Annotated in this window: 16 protein-coding genes and 1 tRNA gene; 7 read left to right on the plus strand and 10 right to left on the minus strand. The window is 61.9% G+C overall.

Features of this window, described 5'->3' with window-relative positions:
* Positions 1-218: 218 nt before the first annotated feature.
* From E2N92_RS09605 to serA, 9 genes are all read right to left on the minus strand, one after another.
* Entirely contained in the window at positions 219-2,048 is a 1,830-nt protein-coding gene (locus E2N92_RS09605; RefSeq protein WP_220680965.1) for a YgiQ family radical SAM protein, read from the minus strand.
* 36 nt (positions 2,049-2,084) lie between these two features.
* Positions 2,085-2,570 (minus strand): hypothetical protein, encoded by a 486-nt coding sequence (locus E2N92_RS09610; protein WP_220680966.1) that lies wholly within the window; start codon positions 2,568-2,570, stop codon positions 2,085-2,087.
* Between the two features lie 166 nt (positions 2,571-2,736).
* Positions 2,737-3,354 (minus strand): energy-coupling factor transporter transmembrane component T family protein, encoded by a 618-nt coding sequence (locus E2N92_RS09615; RefSeq protein ID WP_220680967.1) that lies wholly within the window; start codon positions 3,352-3,354, stop codon positions 2,737-2,739.
* Entirely contained in the window at positions 3,303-4,721 is a 1,419-nt protein-coding gene (locus E2N92_RS09620) for an ABC transporter ATP-binding protein (protein ID WP_220680968.1), read from the minus strand. The genes E2N92_RS09615 and E2N92_RS09620 overlap by 52 nt, the downstream gene beginning before the upstream one ends.
* A complete protein-coding gene (locus tag E2N92_RS09625; RefSeq protein WP_220680969.1) occupies positions 4,718-5,245 on the minus strand; it encodes a hypothetical protein in 528 nt (175 codons plus the stop codon). Before E2N92_RS09625 ends, E2N92_RS09620 begins: the two co-directional genes overlap by 4 nt.
* 665 nt (positions 5,246-5,910) lie before the next feature.
* A complete protein-coding gene (locus E2N92_RS09630) occupies positions 5,911-6,987 on the minus strand; it encodes a YIP1 family protein (protein ID WP_220680970.1) in 1,077 nt (358 codons plus the stop codon).
* A 413-nt stretch (positions 6,988-7,400) separates the two neighbouring features.
* On the minus strand, positions 7,401-7,763 hold the full coding sequence (locus E2N92_RS09635; protein WP_220680971.1) for an NUDIX domain-containing protein: 363 nt from the start codon (positions 7,761-7,763) through the stop codon (positions 7,401-7,403).
* Between the two features lie 347 nt (positions 7,764-8,110).
* Positions 8,111-8,184, minus strand: a tRNA-Val gene (locus E2N92_RS09640).
* 125 nt (positions 8,185-8,309) lie between these two features.
* Complete coding sequence (serA, locus tag E2N92_RS09645) at positions 8,310-9,932, minus strand: phosphoglycerate dehydrogenase (RefSeq protein ID WP_220680972.1); 1,623 nt, start codon at positions 9,930-9,932, stop codon at positions 8,310-8,312.
* 199 nt (positions 9,933-10,131) lie between these two features.
* On the opposite strand from serA, the gene ppsA reads away from it, so the two are divergent.
* The 7 genes from ppsA to E2N92_RS09680 all read left to right on the plus strand — a co-directional run bounded on the left by ppsA (position 10,132) and on the right by E2N92_RS09680 (position 17,357).
* A complete protein-coding gene (ppsA, locus tag E2N92_RS09650; RefSeq protein ID WP_281425774.1) occupies positions 10,132-12,447 on the plus strand; it encodes a phosphoenolpyruvate synthase in 2,316 nt (771 codons plus the stop codon).
* Positions 12,425-13,528: a tyrosine decarboxylase MfnA gene (mfnA, locus tag E2N92_RS09655; RefSeq protein ID WP_220680973.1), complete on the plus strand. Its 1,104-nt coding sequence runs from the start codon at positions 12,425-12,427 to the stop codon at positions 13,526-13,528. The genes ppsA and mfnA overlap by 23 nt, the downstream gene beginning before the upstream one ends.
* Positions 13,521-14,072 (plus strand): hypoxanthine/guanine phosphoribosyltransferase, encoded by a 552-nt coding sequence (hpt, locus tag E2N92_RS09660; RefSeq protein WP_220680974.1) that lies wholly within the window; start codon positions 13,521-13,523, stop codon positions 14,070-14,072. The genes mfnA and hpt overlap by 8 nt, the downstream gene beginning before the upstream one ends.
* On the plus strand, positions 14,056-15,012 hold the full coding sequence (gene dph2 / locus E2N92_RS09665; RefSeq protein WP_246589169.1) for a diphthamide biosynthesis enzyme Dph2: 957 nt from the start codon (positions 14,056-14,058) through the stop codon (positions 15,010-15,012). Before hpt ends, dph2 begins: the two co-directional genes overlap by 17 nt.
* 99 nt (positions 15,013-15,111) lie before the next feature.
* Positions 15,112-15,504: a hypothetical protein gene (locus tag E2N92_RS09670; RefSeq protein ID WP_220680976.1), complete on the plus strand. Its 393-nt coding sequence runs from the start codon at positions 15,112-15,114 to the stop codon at positions 15,502-15,504.
* A 60-nt stretch (positions 15,505-15,564) separates the two neighbouring features.
* Positions 15,565-16,182: an METTL5 family protein gene (locus tag E2N92_RS09675; RefSeq protein ID WP_220680977.1), complete on the plus strand. Its 618-nt coding sequence runs from the start codon at positions 15,565-15,567 to the stop codon at positions 16,180-16,182.
* Entirely contained in the window at positions 16,176-17,357 is a 1,182-nt protein-coding gene (locus E2N92_RS09680) for an MFS transporter (RefSeq protein WP_220680978.1), read from the plus strand. Before E2N92_RS09675 ends, E2N92_RS09680 begins: the two co-directional genes overlap by 7 nt.
* Before the next feature lie 322 nt (positions 17,358-17,679).
* On the opposite strand, the gene E2N92_RS09685 is transcribed toward E2N92_RS09680, so the two are convergent.
* Positions 17,680-17,973 carry a ferredoxin-thioredoxin reductase catalytic domain-containing protein gene (locus E2N92_RS09685; RefSeq protein WP_220680979.1) on the minus strand — a complete coding sequence of 98 codons (294 nt, stop codon included), beginning with the start codon at positions 17,971-17,973 and terminating at the stop codon, positions 17,680-17,682.
* Between the last annotated feature and the right edge of the window lie 679 nt (positions 17,974-18,652).

Raw genomic sequence — 18,652 nt, forward strand, 5'->3', positions numbered from 1 at the left:
ATCCAACAGAGAGCACGCGTCCCATGCCGTCCCCCATCCTCTCCTCTCGCGAAAAGGCAGAACAGATTCGACGGGGGGGACGGCGCCTGAACAGGGAGAGATGAGAAATACCGGCCTGTCCTCTCATGGTGGCAGAGGGATCAAAGATTTCGTCAGAACTCTTCCCCTACGCAATAGGTGAGGGCGGGCAGATGGACGGAATAAAGAAGTTCAGCCCCTCACCGTCTCCGGTCGGGCCGCCGCGTTCGTTCCCCTTGCTCTCTCCCACGCTGCGGCCTGACCAGACACGCCCACCCGGTCCCGATGAGATCCTCCCTGCCGGCGGCCCGAAGTCCTTCCTCGACGAGCCGCCGGTTTTTCGGATCTCTGTACTGGAGGAGGGCCCGCTGGATCTGTTTCTCCCGGCCGGTGGGCACATGGACCTGCTCCATGGTGATGGGATCGATCCCGGTGGCGTACATGCAGGTGGACCTGGTCATCGGGGTGGGGGTGAAGTCCTGGACCTGCTCGGTGTACAGGTGGTGGTCCCTGATATATTCGGCAAGTTCGACGGCGTCCTCGAGCGTGGCGCCCGGGTGGCCGGACATGAAGTACGGGAGGATGTACTGCTTTTTCCCGGCGGCCCTGCTCGCGCTGGCGAAGCGTTCCCTGAACCGGTCGAAGATCTCGCGCCCGGGTTTGTTCATCCGGTCGGTGACCCGGCGGGCGATATGCTCGGGGGCGACCTTGAGGTGGCCGGAGACGTGGTGGGCGGCGAGTTCTCTGATATACTCCTCGTCGGCCAGGGCGAGGTCGAACCTGATCCCTGAGGAAACGTGGACATGCCGCACACCCGGGATCGCCCGCAGGCGCCTGAGGAGTTCGACCTGCACCGTGTGGGAGGTCTGCAGGTTCGGGCAGTCCGGGCTGCACCGCCGGTCCGGGCATGCCCCGTGCGTCTCCCACTGCGGGCAGGTGAGCCCGTACATATCTGCCGTCGGGCCGCCGACGTCCTGGATCACGCCTTTGAACTCCGGCATCGCGGCGAGGCGTTCGGCCTCCGCGAGGATCGACGCCTGGCTCCTGCTCTGCACGATCCGTCCCTGGTGGTGGGTGAGGGCGCAGAAGGAGCAGGACCCGAAGCAGCCGCGGTGGGTAGTGATCGAGAACCGCACCGGTTCGAGGGCCGGGATAGGTTGGGTATAGGAGGGATGGGCGGCGCGGGCATAGGGGAGGTCGTAGACCCGATCGAGTTCGGGAGTGGAGAGGGGGCGGGCCGGCGGGTACTGGACGACCACGGTCTTTGGGTGGGGCTGGACGACCGTCCGGCCGCGCACCGGGTCCTGCTCGCGGGCGTGGAGGGCGAAGGCCCGGGCATAGGCCTGCGGGTCGTCTTTCACCTCAGGGAATCCCGGGATGACGACGACGTCCTCGCCAGGCTCCGCCTCCCGCCAGTCCGCCACCGTGATGGTCGCGGCGGTCCCCCTGATCCCGTGAAGGTCCTCCCCGGCCGCACACCGTGCGGCGGCCTCGACCACCTGCCTCTCTCCCATCCCGTAGACCAGGAGGGCCGCCGGGGCGTCGGCCAGGACTGACTGCCGGACCCGGTCGGACCAGTAGTCATAGTGGGCGAAGCGCCTGAGGCTCGCCTCGATCCCGCCGAGGATGATGGGAGTTTCGGGGAAGAGCGACCTGACCATGTTCGCATAGACGATGAGTGCCCGGTCGGGCCGGTGCGGGACTCCGCCCGGCGAGTAGGCATCGGTGCTCCGTCTCTTTTTGTTCGGGGTGAAGGCGTTGACCATGGAGTCGACGTTCCCCGAGGAGATCCCGAAGAAGAGGCGCGGGCGGCCGAGGCGGAGGAAGTCGTCGGGCTGTTTCCAGTCTGGCTGAGCGATGACCCCGACGGTATACCCGGCGTCCCAGAGCACCCGCCCGAGGAGGGCGGTCCCGAAGGAAGGGTGGTCGACGTAAGCGTCGCCGGTGATGAGGACGACATCGAACTGCTCGATACCGAGGTCCTCTGCCTCCCTCGTCGTCATCGGAAGGAAAGGGGGTTGCGGGGTCATCACAGCATATCGGCCCTTAGGCTGGATATAGATGTGTCATGGGGCACGGGTGTAAAAGACGATCCCGTCCTCGCCGTGCCGCCGCAGGTCGCCCTTGTTCTCGTCGAAGAAGAGCAGTTCGACCCCCGCGTCTTCGACGGTCAGATGGTAGGCGCGCATCCTCTGCCCGCTCCTGCCCGGGTCAGCGGTCCAGGTGACATTCCAGGGGCCTGAAGCATTCACCGAGGTCGGGTAGGTCGTGAGGAGGCTTCCGCTCCCGTCGGCCTGGAGAAGAAGTTCCTCGGTGTAGGTCTGGTCGAAGATCCATCGCCCGACGACCGGGTCGGCGGCGGTTTCGGGTGCCGGGGTCGTCTCGACGGTCTCGAGCGTCTGGATCGGTGCCGGCCCCGGAGTCTCCACCGGCACGGCAGGGGTTGGAACGGCCTGTTCCTCGCCGCATGCCCCGTGGAAGGTAAGAAGGAAGACGGCGATGAAGAGGGAGGCCGCGACGGCGATGATCGCGAAGGCTGTCTCTCCTTTCATAATGGGAGATCATCTCCATCTCCTTTTATTTCAGCGTATTGAATGAAACTCAGATTTATCATTCTATATCGATCGGGTGGGAATTTTTGAATATCGGAATCAATTTATTATTTTTTTGACCATTTAATCTCTCGAAATTCAAAAGAAAGATAAAATCTCTTCCATTTCAGAGGCGTTCGCGCAACCGGCGCAGGTCGATCGTCATGCCGATCACCTCGGCCTTTCCGAGGGCATTGGTGATGAGGGGAACGAGGACCGGTACGGCGCCGCGGACCTTCCCTCCGATCCCGCCGCCCGGGGAGAAACCCCGTGCCGCCTGGGCCTCCTGGATCTTTTTCCCCTCGTTCTGCAGGTGAGGGATGAACCGCAGGGCGATCAGGGCCATCAGCGCATAGTCTGCCGGGAACCTGAGCCTCCTGAGGGCACGGACGAGGGCGGTCGGCATCGTCGTGGAGACGAGGAGCTGGAAGGCGAAGACCATCGCGCAGAAACGGAGCGTCAGCGTGAGGCCGAATGCGATGCCGATCTCCGGGATGGTGAGCCAGGTGACGGCGATCAGGAACCCGCCGAGAACGAGGAGGAGGGGAACCTGCTGCATCACCTCCCTCCCCATCCCCGCGAAGGCAGCGAGCGCCGTGATGGCGAGCACCATCCCGCCGAGGACGATTGGATCGCTCGTGAGGACGGCGACGACCACGACCCCCGCGACCCCCGCGATCTTGGCGAGCGGGTTCACGCGGTGGAAGAAACTGTCGCCGCTCCTGTACTGGAAGATCTCCTGCATAGCTCCTCATCTCCTGGTGTCATGTCTTCGACGATCCTCCCTGTCTCCATCCTGATGATCCGGCCGGCATAGCGCCGGGCAAGCCCGTGGTCGTGGGTGACCATGACCACCGCCTTCCCCTGCCTGCCCAGATCCTGCAGCAGGTCCATCACCGGCCCGGCCTCGTCGGGGGCAAGCCCGGTGGTCGGTTCGTCGAGGACGATCACCGCCGGGTCCATGGCAAGGGCACAGGCGATGGCGAGGCGCTGCCGTTCCCCTCTGCTGAGGTGGCGGGGATAAACGGCTTTCTTCTCGAGGAGCCCGACGGCGGCGAGGGCTGCGGTGGCTGCGCCGTCGGGGTCGGGCACCCCGGTGTTCCTCGCCCCGAAGAGCACTTCTTTTTCCACGGTCTCCTCGAAGAGCATGGTGTCCGGGTTCTGGAAGACGAGCCCCACCTTCCTGGCAAGGGCCGGGACCGGGTGGCGGCGGGTGTCCATGCCGCAGACCTCGACGCTCCCCTGTTGCGGACGCAGCAGGCCGTTGAGATGTTTGATGAGCGTGGTCTTCCCGGACCCGTTCTCGCCGGTGATCGCCACGCACTCCCCGGCCCTGACCAGAAGGTCGATCCCCCTGAGGGCGAACCCTCCGTCGTAGGCATGGGTGAGTCCTCTGATCGTAATCGCCGGTTCGCCCGTATCGCCTGTTCCGGGATGGGCGGCGACCGGTTCAGGGTCGATGGCCGGGCGGGCGACGATCTGTCCCGCTTCGAGCCTGACGACGCGGTCGGCGACGGCGGCGAAGGGACCGGGGGTGTTCTCCACGATGAGAACTGCCGTCCCCTTTTTCTTCAGGGCCGCGAGGATCTCCGCAACCTTCTCGGCATGACCGGGGTCGAGTTCCGCGGCCGGTTCGTCGAGAATGAGAACCGAAGGATCGCCGGCGATGACGGTGCCGAGGACGGTCCGCTGTTTCTCTCCGCCTGAGAGGGTGTGCGGGGCGCGGTCTCTCAGGTGCAGGAGCCCCATCATCTCGAGGACCTCTTCGGTCCTCTCCTCATCGGGGGAGGCCGTCCTGATCTCCTCCTCGACGGTCGAGAAGATGAGCTGGGCGTCGGCGTCGTCGAAGGCGATCCCGGCGACCCGGGCGATCGCCGCCATGCCGGCGTAGTCCTCGATCGCCTCTCCGCCAAGCCTGACCGAACCTTCGAGGGTGCCGCCGTACTCGTGGGCGAGCACCCCGCCGGCCGCCTTGCAGAGGGTGGTCTTGCCCGCACCGGTCGGCCCGGTGACGAGCACGATCTCGCCCGCCCTGACCAGGAGGTCGACTCCTCGCAGGGCCGGGGCCTCCGCGCCCGGATAGGTGTAGACGAGGCCCTCGATCCGGATCATCCCTCCCTCCCCCGTGTCAGGACCCGTGACGCCGGGACATAGAGCGCCTGGGCGATGACGGCGTTCACAAGGGCGGTGATGACGACGATCGGGATCGTGGTCATGGCAAAGACCCCGATGGAGGCGTACTTCGTGAGGATCACCGGGGCGATGCCGAGGATCGCAACGGCGACGAAGGCCGTCCCCGAGGCAAGGGTCGCAACGAGGGTGGCGGCTCCCGGTGCGATGCCGGTCCGCCCCCTCAGCACGGTATACGCGAGGAGACAGACGACCGCTCCGACCGGTTCGGAGATCAGGTTTGCGGGCGGGAAGACCGAGTGACTGATGAGGGCGCAGAGGATCCCGGCGACGACGCCGATGCCGACGGCTTCACCGAAGACCGGGACGATGAGGATGATCGCAAGGCAGTAGAAGGCGATGACCAGGTTCGAGACGATCGGGCCTGGGATCACCAGGGAGATATAGCGCACGATGGCGCCGGTGGCAAGCAGGATACCTGCAATGGCAATGTTGCGTGATTTCATGATATCGGTTTTTTGTGAGATGATATTCTGAGGGCGGTGCTGGTGTGAGAAAAGAAGGGGTCACCAGCGCCAGGAAACGATGGAGGAGGTGGATGGCCGGGCTTTGCACAATATTGTGGTTCGATGTTCTGATGTGTTCATTGCAGTACAAAAATGGACTTTATGATATATAATACCTCTGGGCGTGGAGGGAGGACTGTCAAAAAAGAGGACGGTATCTATTTGGTCGGGGGACCGGTTGCGGATCCGCAGATCTCGATGAATCTACTTATCTTCTCCTTCTCTTCCTCTCAACGCGATCGTACGGATCGAGCTCGTCATCATAGTCTTCGTAGTCGTGGCGTCTATTCCGGGCGTCCAAATCCAGATTTTTCATCTGTTTTCTGATCGTCTTTTCCCAAGACTTGGACATAATTTCTGGTGATATCTCCGGATTTATAAATCTGATCCCTGCGCCTTATGGCGATAATATCCTGGTCGAAGGATAATATGTCCTGGAATTAAATCGCGGATCCGGCCGGCGGTGATGGGGGCGTTTTGTGCCGGAAGATCGAGGGGGTTCATGGAGGAATGATGCCCCCTTGAGGATGATGTATTTTTGATCAGGATCCATCGAGAGGGTCTGTCTTCCAGAAAATCGGTCGGGGAAAAAATATTGTGAATAATTATGGGATCTTTGCCGCGGCGCGTTGCGCGAGATCCTTGAGGAGGTCATAGTCGGGATCCGGGCCGATGGTGATGAACCGCTCGTAGACCTCGCCCTTCGCAAAGGCGATGCAGTAACTGTCGTACGTTCCATTGGTCCCCGACCCAATACCCGGTGTCCGGTAACTGATGCAGAGGTCTCCGAGATCCGGGGCCGGCAGTTTCTCGGCATCTCGCGGTGGCACCAGCCCGCTATAGAAGGCGTCGTCCTCCTGCACCATCTTCACGGCATTGCCCGGCGGGAAGATCAGAACAAAATGAGTAATCCTCCTGGAGCTGGCCGAAGAGGGTTTTTCTTCAGCATAGGTCTCGGTATACTCCTTCAGGCACCCGAGATCTCTGGCATCCCGCATGATGATCTTTTCGTCGACTTCGTGTGCAGAGAAGTAGGTGATCTCTGCAGGCAGGTCAGACTGGTTCAGGAGGTACGGGCAGTCGGGGACCGCCGGCGACCCGGTCCCGCCCGACAGGAAGGGAAGCAGCGTGGCCGGCGCAAAGATGGCCATGATCAGGACCCCGACGAGGGCGACGGCCGGAAAAAATGCCGCGGCGACGACGGCACTGTTTGCCCGGCGCGAGGAGAGGTGGTGGAGTTCCCTGATGCCGATCGCCTGGGGATACAGCGTCGAGAGCGCCCCGCCGAAGAGGCCGATGACCGGGATCCAGACGATGACGAAAAACGGGGTGTACGAGTACATCGTCGTCTTGAGGGTCTGCCCGATCCCCCCGCGTCCTCCGAAGAGAAAGACCCAGAGGTGCAGCCAGATCCCGACGAGCAGGGGAACACTGATGGTGATGGCGGCCAGGACCGCGAAGAAGTCCAGGGGCTGGAAGGCCTGGGAAGCCATCGCCCATTTCTTCGGCGTGAGCAGATGGGGGAGGGTGTATAAGGCGGCGGTCATGAGTGTGGAGAAGAGGACCGAGAGCTTGAGAAAATGGATCAGTGCAGTCCCAGGATGTTCATCTTCCAGGTTCCGGAAGGTCTGTGCCGGCCTGAAAAGGATGCCTGTTATTTTCTGGACGAATGAATATGACACCTGGTATCATTGGAGGGGGATAATATAGGGTTGCCGTTTCGGTGTTGAAATTTGTTTCAGGGCGTTAAGGGGGAAATTTTCACTGATTTATGTGATATTTGTTGGGATTCCGCGTGGATCTCGAAATGTCGGAGTGGCTCTGGAGATGCCCTCTGGATTGATCGTTTTTGCTGGGGGTTGGTCATCCTCTTCCCGGGGGATCCGGGGGCAGCGCCCCCGTGTGAAGATGTGGGAAGGTGTGATGATCAGGCGTGCCGCTCTCATGGCAGAATCTTTACCGCTGTCTCGCGCCGGGGAGAGACCCCTCGGACCCCCCGGAGAGAAGATAGGCGGGGACAGCGATTGAGTGGAGTTCGTGTCCGGTGTTTTGTCGTGAGGGGAGTGATCAAGGTTTTCTACATGGCCCAAAGTTCTTACTTTGAAGCATAGAGTGAATAATATTGGTCTATGATCTTTTTCGTGTTGGGTGAGACCTTTATTCCATTTCCTGGTTGATAATATGCAATTCTGATAATCTCGTTTCTGGGTCGAGGCGTACCTTTTACTTTCATGAGAAAAATTTTTGCGGCCATGTGTTTGAAGAGATATTTCACTTCTATTGGGTACAGGCCGGTCTCTTCTCTAAGTTCTCGGATTGCAGATTGGATCTGAAGTTCATCAGGTCGGGCTCCCCCGCCAGGGAGAAGGTACGCTCTATGACTCTGAGCAACGACAAGAATTCCTTTTTCGGTTTCGATGATTGCAGTGCCTCTCCGTCGACCATATGCACTCGGCATAGTGGATTCTAATTTATTATCTTCTTTCTATCTTTTGTTTTGATATTTAGTGGGCCAGTACCAAATTCATCCCATAGGAAAATCTTTCTCCTGTTTTTTTCTGTGGCTGGATGGCCCCGGCGAGTATATGCTTCTCTTCAGTGAGATAGTCCCATAAAGTGAGGAGAGATCATGACCACAAACCATACGCAGAAACGCATCCCCCTGCAGATCACGCTCTCCTAGGAAGCGTATGAATTCGTACAGGAATCTGTCTCAGACGCGTCGCGATGTATAGAGTTCTTAATTCTCAGTGCGAAAAACGGACACTCCGCTCTTCAATACATAATTTCACGAAAAGAAGACAATGGGCCCGCTGAGATTCGAACTCAGGACCTCCGCCATGTCAAGGCGACGTCATAACCAGCTAGACCACGAGCCCTTTGATGCCTGAACAATCAGACTCTCTATAGATTGAACCTCGTCTCATATAAACTTTGTTGGGAGACGGGCATTTGAGATGAGGGAGGCAGGGGGGTGGGATGCCCCCGCGCGATCCCCTATTTTTCAGAGCTTTGCAAACCGCGCCGAGAAGATCCCGACCTTTGCCCTGATCTCGTCCATGACCGGAGCAGGGACATCGGCATCGACGTTCAGGACCATGATCGCTTCCTCGCCCGGCTTGACCCGGCCGACCTGCATCCCGGCGATGTTGATCTCGGCCTCGCCCAGGATGGTGGAGGCCCGGCCGATGACGCCCGGTTTGTCGAGGTGGCGCGAGATGATCACCGAACCCTCAGGGACCATGTCCATCGTGTAGCCGCCGATGGAGACGATCCGGATCCGGTCCTTGGAGAAGACCGTGCCGCTGACCGTCTCTTCCATCTGGTCGGTCGTCACCTTGAGGGTGATGAGGTTCTTGAAGCCCGCGTCCGCCTTGGTGACCGTCTCGGCCACCCGGATCCCGCGCTCCTTCGTGACATACTCGGCATTGACGAAGTTCACCGGCTCGCGGAGGATCGGGTCGAGCAGACCCTTGAGGATGCTCCTGGTGATGAAATGGTTGGTGCGGTTCTCAGAGAGCTCGCCGCCATAGGTGATCTCGATCGCCTCGATCCGGCCGTCGACGAGCTGCCCGATGAGCTTGCCCATCTTCTCGCCCAGGAAGGCGAAGGGCGGGATCTGTTCCTGCCGGTCCGGCGGGACCATCGGGACATTCACCGCGTACTTTGCCGGTTCGCCGGCGAAGACCGCGAGGCACTGCTTCGCCACCGAGACCGCGACGTTCTTCTGCGCCTCGACCGTGCTCGCCCCCAGGTGCGGGGTGACGATCACGTTGTCGAGGGCGAGGAGCGGCGACTCGAAAGGCGGCTCGCTCTCGAAGACGTCCAGGGCGGCGCCGGCGATCTTGCCCGAGACCAGGCCGTCGTACATCGCCTGCTCGTCGATGATCCCGCCGCGAGCGCAGTTGATCATCCGCACGCCGTCCTTCATGGTGGCGATCCGCTCGGCATTGATCAGGTGCGTCGTCTCAGGCGTCAGCGGCGTGTGCACCGTGATGAAGTCGGCGACCTTCACCAGGTCGTCGACCTCCATCAACTCGACCCCGATCTGGGCAGCGTGCTCCTTGGTGACGAACGGGTCGAACCCGACGATCTTCATCTCCATAGCCTGTGCACGCTTTGCGATCTCCCGGCCGATCCGGCCGAGCCCGACAATCCCGAGCGTCTTCTCGTTCAGTTCGACCCCCATGAACTTCGAACGCTTCCACTCCTTCTTCTTCAGGGACGCCGTCGCCTGTGGGATGTTCCGTGCAAGGGAGCACATCATGGCGATGGTATGCTCGGTCGCCGCAAGGGTGTTGCCCGACGGTGCGTTGGCCACCGGGATGCCCCGGCGGGTCGCCGCCTCGGTATCGATATTGTCGACACCCGCTCCTGCCCTGCCGATGAACTTCAACTTCTCACCGGCCTCGATCACCTCGGTCGTGACCTGGGTGCCGCTCCGAACAAGGATCGCATCGTAGTCTTTGATCGCCTCGATCAACTGCTCTTCCGTGAGATCGGTGCGGACGTCGACGTCGCACGTCTCCCGCAATATCGCTACGCCTTCTTCAGCCAGCGGGTCGCTGACAAGGACCTTGAATTGCAATGTAAACCCCAGAATATATACTCCCCTACAGGTATTCATGTTTTTTTATCGCCCGGAATCCCGCCGCCGCGTCGGACTCGGGACCCGGTCAGCACGCCCTGATCCGCAGATCTTCCGGGCCGGGGGAGAAGAGGGCGATCCTTTCTTCTGTCCGAATTCATCCATCTCAAAAAAAGGGTAGAGGCGTACAGGGAGAATCTATAATATTCGTTACGCCTACCATATAGGTGGTGCGATAATGACCGAAATGCCCAACGTTTTGTGGCTCGACGAGATTTCAAAGGATGATATTCCGTCCGTAGGGGGAAAAGGGGCCTCCCTCGGTGAAATGACTTCGGTAGGGCTGCCTGTACCGAAAGCATTCGTTGTGACCGCTCAGGCCTTCAGAAAATTCCTTGTAGAGACCGGGCTTGAGGATTCCATCTTTACCCTCCTCTCAGACCTTGATGTCGACAACAACGAAGCGCTTGAAGAAGTCTCCCAGAGCGTCAAAGATCTTGTCCTTGGCGCGAAGATGCCCGAAGGAATAAAAGAGGAAGTTCTTGCCGCCTATGCCTCGATGGGTGACGGAGAGATGGTGGTCGCCGTCCGTTCCAGTGCCACGGCCGAAGACCTCCCTGACGCCAGCTTTGCCGGGCAGCAGGAGACCTACCTGAATATCAAGGGCGAGGCCGATGTGATCGAGGCCGTCCAGATGTGCTGGGCGTCCCTGTACGGTGCCCGTGCCATATACTACCGGGCGAAACAGGGCTTCGACGACCGGACCGTCAACATCGCAGTCGTGGTCCAGCAGCTCATCGGCTCTGAAAAGTCTGGCGTGATGTTCTCATCGCACCCGGTGAGCGGCGAACCCCTCACCATCATCGAGGGTTCCTGGGGACTTGGAGAGGCAGTGGTCTCCGGCAGCGTCTCACCCGACAAGTATGTCTACGACCGCCGGCTCAAGCGGGTCGTCGACCGCCTCATCTCAAACAAAGAATACATGATCGTCCCGGTCGGGGAGCACGGCACCGAACTGGTGGAGATCCCCAAGGACCGCCAGGACGAACCGGTCCTCACCGACACGGAGGTCGAGCGCCTCGCGGAGTTCGGCCGGATCTCCGAGGAGCACTACGGCGTCCCCCAGGACCTCGAGTGGGGGACCGTCGGGGACACCATCTATATCCTCCAGTCCAGGCCGATCACCACCATCGGGGTGAACGCTCACAAGGCCGCGCCCGCCGCCGCGCCGGCCGGCGAACTGGGTGCGATCATCCTGGAAGGCAACGGTGCCTCTCCGGGCGTGGCAAGCGGCCCGGTGATCATCGTCCACGACGTCAAGGACCTCGGCAAAGTCAGGGACGGCGACATCCTCGTGGCGAAGATGACGAACCCCGATATGGTTCCGGCGATGCGCAAGGTCTCCGGCATCGTCACCGATGAGGGCGGGATGACCTGCCACGCAGCGATCGTCTCGAGGGAACTCGGCACCCCGGCGGTCGTCGGGACGAAGACGGCCACAAAGACATTGAAGAACGGGCAGGTCGTCACCATCGACGGCGAGAAAGGCCTGGTCTTCGAAGGTGCGGCCGCAGTTCCGGCCGGCGCCCAGGCGGTGCCCGCAGCCCAGATGGTCGGTGCGGCCGTCGCGCAGGCCCCGATCATCACCGCCACGAGCATCAAGGTGAACGTCTCCATGCCCGAGGCCGCCACGCGGGCTGCAAATTCCGGTGCAGACGGCGTCGGACTCCTGCGGATCGAACACCTCATCCTCGGCCTGAACAAGACCCCCGGCTGGTTCATCAAGAACGGCAAGGAAGAGGAGTTCATCTCCGAACTCTATACCGGGATCAAGACCGTCCTCGACGCCTTCCCGGGCAAGCCGGTCTGGGTCAGAACCCTCGACGCCCCCACCGACGAGTTCAGGAACATGCTCGGCGGCGAGGACGAACCTGAGGAGCACAACCCGATGCTCGGCTGGCGCGGGATCCGCCGCGACCTCCAGAGCGAGGCCCAGTTCAGGATGCAGGTCGAGACCTTCAAGCGGCTCTGGGACCAGGGCTACGACAACCTGGGCCTGATGTTCCCACTCGTCTCCCACCCCGACCAGTTCGTCAGGGCGAAAGAGCTCCTCGCCGGCTGGGGCGTGGACGTCGACGCCGTCGACCTCGGCATCATGATCGAGATCCCGGCGTGCGCCATCCTCATCGAGGACTTCTGCAAGGCGGGCATCTCGTTTGCCTCCTTCGGGACCAACGACCTGATCCAGTACACCATCGCCATCGACCGGAACAACCAGCTGGTCACCCCCATGTACTGGCCCAAGCACCCGGCGGTGCTTAAGCTGATCCACGACGCCATCGCCGTCTGCCGTGAGTACGATGTGGAGTGCTCCATCTGCGGCCAGGCCGGTTCGGACCCCAAGATGGTCGAGTGGTTGATAAGAAACGGGATCACCAGCGTATCTGCAAACATCGATGCCGTCCCCAAGATCAGGGAGACGGCGGCACGGACAGAGAAGCGGATGATCCTCGACGCAGTGAGATCCAGGAATGCAGAAGAACGGAATCTCTGAAGAGGAACTTTTTTCCTTCCTCTCTTTGAAGAAAGACGAGGATTCGAACTATCATCACGTGCTGAGTTCGATGTGCACCATCCCCCACCCGATCGCGGTGCGGGCGCATCAGATGTTCGTCGAGGCAAACCTCGGCGACCCGGGTCTCTTCGTGGGGACGGCTTCGATCGAGGAACTCCTTATCGAACGGTTGGGCACGCTCTTCCACCACCCGGAGGCCGGCGGGTATGCCACCTCGGGCGGGACCGAGTCCAACCTCCAGGCGCTGCGGATCTTTGCCAAGATGAAGGGTTCGAGGCGGCCGAACGTGGTGGTCCCCGAGTCCGCGCATTTTTCGTTCGAGAAGGCCTGCGATATTCTCTCGCTCGAGATGCGGACCGTCCCGTCTGACGAGACCTTCAGGATGGGTGTCGACGCCCTCCAGGAACGGATGGACGAGAACACCTGCTGTGTCGTCGCCATCGCCGGAACGACCGAGTACGGCGTCATCGACCCGATCAAAGCGGTCTCGGAGATCACCCACGATGCCGGTGTCCCCCTCCATGTGGACGCCGCCTTCGGCGGTCTGGTGATACCCTTCCTTGACCCGGAGATCCCCTTCGACTTCGCCCTGCCCGGCGTCTCCTCCATTGCGGTGGATCCGCACAAGATGGGGATGAGCACCATCCCATGCGGGAGTCTGCTGGTCCGCGAGCCCTCGTGGTTCGGCCTCCTCAATGTGGAGACCCCGTACCTGACGGTGAAGCAGGAGTGCACCCTGGCCGGGACCAGGTCCGGAGGTGCGGTCGTCAGTGCCTTTGCGGTCCTCGAATATCTGGGGATGAACGGGATGAAGGCGGTCGTCGAAGGATGCATGAAGAATACCCGCCGGTTGATCGAGGGGATGGAGACCTACGGCTACCGGCGTGCGGTCACGCCCGACCTGAACGTGGCGACCTTCGAGGCTGGCACCGGCACCGTCCCGCCCGGATGGCGGGTCTCATGGACCAGGCGCGGCCACATGCGCACGGTCATGATGCCCCATGTGACCAGGGACGTGATCGAGGAGTTCTTACGAGAGATTGGTGAGATGGATGCTTGAACGTCTGATTGAATCACTGGAAGCCGCGCCGATGGTGCAACGGGGAGACTACCACTACTTTATCCACCCGATCACCGACGGGGTCCCGCTTCTCGACCCGGCCCTGCTGCGCGATGTGGCGTGCGCGATGGTCACGGTCATGGACCTCCACGGCGTGGACAAGATCGTCACCGCCGAGGCGATGGGGATCCATATCGGGACCGCGCTCTCGCTGATGACCGACATCCCGTTGAACATCCTGCGCAAGCGTTCCTATTCCTTGCCCGGGGAGATTGCCGTCCATCAGTCGACCGGGTACTCGACCGGACAGCTGTACCTGAACGGGATCGAGAAGGGAGACCGGGTGGTCGTGATCGACGACGTGATCTCCACCGGCGGGACGCTGAAGGCGGTGCTTGCCGCCCTCGAGAATGCAGGGGCCGAGATCGTCGATGTCTGCGTGGTGATCCAGCGCGGCGAGCCCGAGCTCGGACGGGCGTACACTCCCTTAGTCACGATTGATGTGGATGCCGACGGAGTCAGGGTCATTGATACCTGCCGCTGAACTGGCGGACAGGGTGCGGGCGGCGGGAGCGCGGCGGATCGTCCTCCAGCTCCCGGACGGGCTGAAGCGCCGGGCCCCCGCTCTGGTCCGGGCGCTCGGAGCGGAAGGGATCGAGGTCGCGGCCGTCGCCGGCGATCCGTGTTATGGGGCCTGCGACCTGGCCCTGGACACCGTCGCCCTGACCGGGGCCGACCTCCTGGTCCATATCGGGCATGCGCCGGTCGAGGAGCGGGAGGGGGTGCTGTACGAGTACCTCTCCTTCGACTTCGACCCCGCCGCGGTGGCAGCGGCCCTCCCCCTCCTCAACGGCACCGAGGTGGGCCTGGTCACCACCGTCCAGCACGTTCATCTTCTCAAGGAAGTCACGGAAGTCCTGGCCACACACGGGATCAGGGCCGAGGTCGGACCGGGCGATGGGCGGACCCCGCTCCCGGGCCAGGTGCTCGGGTGCAGTTATGCGAATGCCCGCGCCCTCTCGGCCCCAGAGATCCTGTATGTCGGGACCGGCGTCTTTCATGCCATCGGCGTCGCCCTTGCCACCGGCAAGCATGTCGTCGCTCTCGATCCGTACTCCGGCGAGGTGCGCGAGGTCTCGGGGGACGCCGACCGCCTGCTCCGCCGGCGCTTCGCCCTCATCGAGAAGGCGCGGTCGGCCGAATGCGTCGGGATCATCCTCTCCACCAAGAGCGGGCAGGCACGGCCCGCCCTCGCGGCGCGCCTGGCCGCGCTCTCCGAGAAGGCGGTGGTGATCACGATGCGCGAGGTCTCGGCGGCCGAGATGGTCAACTTCGGGTGCGGGGCCTACGTGAACACCGCCTGTCCCCGCCTGGCCTACGACGACCAGGTCCGCTTCCCGGTGCCGCTCCTCACCCCACAGGAGTTCGAGGTTCTGGTCGGGGTGCGGGCCTGGGAGGAGTACGAGGTCGACGAGATCGTGTGAGGCGCCGGGGAGAGGTTCCCGGGTCTGTGACCCCGACCCTTCCCGCCTGCCCGGCCGTGTTTCGCAAGATTGATGAACTTTCACGGCGAGGCTGAATTTATGTGGCCTCCAGGCGAGCGCGGCCTTCCTCTTCTCGGTCTGGCCGTCGTATTTTCCATCGTGCTTGTCGCTCTCCTCCTGTATCCGCACTATGGCGGGTACTACGTCGCCCACCCGGCCGAACCGGGGGCGGACAGTGCGGTCGTTCACCTCTCTGAGAACGACGTTCTCGCCTGTCCGGCACTGTACGACCTGGTGATAAAGGGTGAGAAAGTCCTCCGCCCTTCACCCTTCACCTATTCAGGAATCATGTGGTGGCATGAGAATCTGATGGAAGGATGGAGCCCTCGTCTCATCACCCGTCTCGAAGACCGTGCGCTCCTTGGAAAGATCTCTCCGACGTTTGTCGAGTATGAGGGTTCGTATTTCTCTGTCGCAGTCGTCAGGGGGTGAGGTGCCGAAGTATCCCCCGGCACCTTCATCCGCTCTCCTCGCCAACGCGTACTGCAGAATATGAGGCTGAAACACCTGGAGATGAAACTCCAGCGGCTGAAGGGTTTTCCCGCCCCGCGGCCGGTACTGGAGCAATACGCGACGCCCGCCGACGTCGCCGCCCGCCTCCTGTACCATGCCTCGACCGAGGGTGCGATCGGGGGCCGGCGGGTCCTCGACCTCGGGTGCGGGACCGGTGTCCTTGCCTGCGGTGCGGCCCTCCTCGGTGCCGGGGAGGTCGTCGGGATCGACCTGGACCTCGGGGCCCTGCAGGCCGCCCGGAGCAATGCGGATGACCTCGAGGTGGACCTTGACCTCGTCCGCGGCCAGGTCGGCACCACTTTTCCGATCCGTCCCGACACCTTCGAGACCGTCGTGATGAACCCTCCCTTTGGGGCGCAGAAGAAACATGCCGATAGGCCCTTCATCGACTGCGCTCTCATGGCGGCGCCGGTCGTCTATGGGATCTTCAATGCGGGCTCGCTGGACTTTGTCGAGAAGTACGTGGAAGGGCGGGGCGAGGTCACCGGAGCGGTCGAGGGCTCGTTCGCGATCCCGAGGACTTTTGCCTTCCACCGGAAGGACCGGATGGAGATCCCGGTCGAGATCCTCAGGATCGAGAGGACTGAAGGATGCTGAAGGAACTCAGGTCGGTCCTCGCCCTCTCCTGGGGTCACTTCGTCATCGACGTCTACTCGCCGGTCATCCCGGCGGTCCTCCCTCTGCTCATCGCGACGCACGGGTGGTCGTATGCCGTCGCCGGTCTCCTGGTCGCGGGGTTCAACATCACCTCCTCGTTCCTCCAGCCCTTTGTCGGGTGGCTTGCGGACCGGCGCGGCGTCGCCGTCCCCTTCCCGGTCCCCTTTCTCATCGCATCAGTTTGTATTGGTGTCTTCGGGTTCATCGGGAGTTATCCGGTCCTGCTGCTCTGCGCCTGTCTTGCGGCCTTCGGCGCGGCGCTCTTCCATCCGTCGGCGATGGCGATGGTCAACCGCCTGACCAGGACGGAGAACCGCGGGCGGTTGACTTCGATCTTCGTCATCGGCGGTAACCTGGGCTTTGCCCTGGGGCCGGTTCTCGCAGGTCTGGCCGTCGGCGCCTTCGGTCTCCAGGGCCTCATCTTCCTTGCCGTACCCGGTCTCCTGATGGCGGGCCTCTTCAACTTCCTCCTGCCTGCCGAAGAGACCGGACCGATGAAGAGAACGGAAGAGGAAGCAGAGGCGGAGGGACCGGTCTCGTTCAGGCCGATCGCGATGGTCGTCGGCGTCGGGGCGTTGAGGTCGTGGGCGATCTTTGCCGCCGTCGCGTTCCTCCCGACCTATCTCCACACCGCCCTCGAGGTCGACCTGATCACCGCCAACACCCTCGTCTCCCTGATGCTCGTTGCCGGAGTCGTCGGGCAGTATGTCGGCGGCGCTCTCTCCGATACCTACGGGCGAAAAGAATACACCTTCCTCGGCCTCGCCGCGTCGGTCCCGCCCTTCGTGCTCTTCCTCACCACAGGTGGCCTTCTCTCTTATGCCGCCCTCCTCCTCTTCGGCTTCCTCCTCTGGTCCACCTTCTCCGTGACCGTGGCGATGGGCCAGGAAGTGATGCCGGGAAGGGCGGGCCTCGCCTCAGGACTGATGCTTGGCCTGGCCGTCGGGGCGGGAGGTCTGGGAGTGATCGTGAGCGGGGTGGTCGCCGACGCCTTCACCCTGAACACCGCTCTCGCCACCCTGCTCCTTCCCATCATTGCCGCCGCCCTCCTCACCCTCTTCGTCCCCTATCCGTGGGCCTCGTTCGGGCGGAGGGTGAGGTCGGGGGCGCGGTGACCTGGCTCTGATACTTTTTTTCGTGACCTCATGATCCGGTGCCGCCCTCCCCCTCCGATGGGAGAGTGTGAGAAGACGTGATGGAATGATCCGACGTGCCGCCCTCAATTGCAAAATCTACCTCGCCGTCTCGCGCCGGGGGGCCGTGCCCCCCGGACCCCCCACGGACGAAGATAGCCGAGGGGCGGCGGGTCAAGAGATCTCTGGTCGTTCCCCTATCACGAGGAGAAGGATCAAGGATCATCTCACACCCCGGAAACCAGCACTATGAAATTTTCATCCCGTATGCTTGAGGCGTGATCTCGCCTCATGTCGAATTCTCTTAGTCCGCGTCTTTTTTGAAGAAAAGCCGGCAGTGGCAGTTGCCGTCCCCTTCGACCTCGTCGCGGTGATAGATGCAGGGGCAGATGATCTTTTTGTCCTCTTCGGCATCGCCGCTCCTGAGCCGGCAGGGACAATACTGTTCCCCGAACCTGAGCGTGTTGCGCGCAAGCCCCTTGATCACGGTGCGCAGTTGTTTGTCGTCCGGGTTCAGGGTCCACCCGTTCTTCTGCGCATAATCTTTTGCCCAGGTGAGGATCTGCTCTTCGAGTTCTTCCTGCGTCGGTTCAGTCATATCATCACCTTGTCGGTTCCGGGTTTTAGGTTTTCCCGGTGGTGTCGGAAACTTCTGGAGGGATCAGTCTGTCTGGGATATCTCCCTCGCCAGGAGGGGAGATCGCCCCGCCCCGGAATATGGCCATATTGCCATCCGTTTCAAGGACAGCGTCCCCGATCCGTGGCTGTATTGGGCTCCGTTTGGGGGCGGGCCAGAAGGACGTTCTTTCGTGTAACGCGGTGCGGAAACCGGGCCTCACCCGGCCCTCAGAGGGCCGGTATGATTGCGAGTAATGTTAACCCTCGTGGCCACCCGGTACGCCGGTGAAAAGGGTGGGAACGGAGCAAGGATCGGGGGCGAATTTCCGGGGGTCCGGCATTACCGCATGAAGGTTGTTTGTCGCCGATCTCTCAGAGGGGTGGAAAGGTGTGATGATCAGAGTGCCGCCCTCATCGTAGAATCTTCACTGCCATCTCGCGCCGGGGGGGGGAGATTCGAAAATCAAAGATATTCTCAAGCTCCCTTCGGTCGCTCCCACCGGACCCCCCATGACGAAGATAGCCGGGTGGCTGCACCTGAGAGATGTTGTCCCGATGCCCTGTCGCAATTGATAAAGGATCGATTCCTCTACACCTCGAAACATTGCTCTGAACAATGTTCATGCAGGATGCTTGAGCCCGGGGTTCACGGCCGAATC

Source organism: Methanofollis formosanus (genome assembly GCF_019633745.1).
GTDB classification, from domain to species: Archaea; Halobacteriota; Methanomicrobia; order Methanomicrobiales; family Methanofollaceae; genus Methanofollis; species Methanofollis formosanus.

What these genes read in the sequence shown, in the direction of transcription:
- E2N92_RS09605 (WP_220680965.1), bottom strand. Translation starts at nt 2,048, where the DNA reads ATGACCCCGCAACCCCCTTTCCTTCCGATGACGACGAGGGAGGCAGAG.
- E2N92_RS09610 (WP_220680966.1), bottom strand. Translation starts at nt 2,570, where the DNA reads ATGAAAGGAGAGACAGCCTTCGCGATCATCGCCGTCGCGGCCTCCCTC.
- E2N92_RS09615 (WP_220680967.1), bottom strand. Translation starts at nt 3,354, where the DNA reads ATGCAGGAGATCTTCCAGTACAGGAGCGGCGACAGTTTCTTCCACCGC.
- E2N92_RS09620 (WP_220680968.1), bottom strand. Translation starts at nt 4,721, where the DNA reads ATGATCCGGATCGAGGGCCTCGTCTACACCTATCCGGGCGCGGAGGCC.
- E2N92_RS09625 (WP_220680969.1), bottom strand. Translation starts at nt 5,245, where the DNA reads ATGAAATCACGCAACATTGCCATTGCAGGTATCCTGCTTGCCACCGGC.
- E2N92_RS09635 (WP_220680971.1), bottom strand. Translation starts at nt 7,763, where the DNA reads ATGCCGAGTGCATATGGTCGACGGAGAGGCACTGCAATCATCGAAACC.
- serA (WP_220680972.1), bottom strand. Translation starts at nt 9,932, where the DNA reads ATGAATACCTGTAGGGGAGTATATATTCTGGGGTTTACATTGCAATTC.
- ppsA (WP_281425774.1), top strand. Translation starts at nt 10,132, where the DNA reads ATGACCGAAATGCCCAACGTTTTGTGGCTCGACGAGATTTCAAAGGAT.
- mfnA (WP_220680973.1), top strand. Translation starts at nt 12,425, where the DNA reads ATGCAGAAGAACGGAATCTCTGAAGAGGAACTTTTTTCCTTCCTCTCT.
- hpt (WP_220680974.1), top strand. Translation starts at nt 13,521, where the DNA reads ATGCTTGAACGTCTGATTGAATCACTGGAAGCCGCGCCGATGGTGCAA.
- E2N92_RS09670 (WP_220680976.1), top strand. Translation starts at nt 15,112, where the DNA reads ATGTGGCCTCCAGGCGAGCGCGGCCTTCCTCTTCTCGGTCTGGCCGTC.
- E2N92_RS09675 (WP_220680977.1), top strand. Translation starts at nt 15,565, where the DNA reads ATGAGGCTGAAACACCTGGAGATGAAACTCCAGCGGCTGAAGGGTTTT.
- E2N92_RS09680 (WP_220680978.1), top strand. Translation starts at nt 16,176, where the DNA reads ATGCTGAAGGAACTCAGGTCGGTCCTCGCCCTCTCCTGGGGTCACTTC.
- E2N92_RS09685 (WP_220680979.1), bottom strand. Translation starts at nt 17,973, where the DNA reads ATGACTGAACCGACGCAGGAAGAACTCGAAGAGCAGATCCTCACCTGG.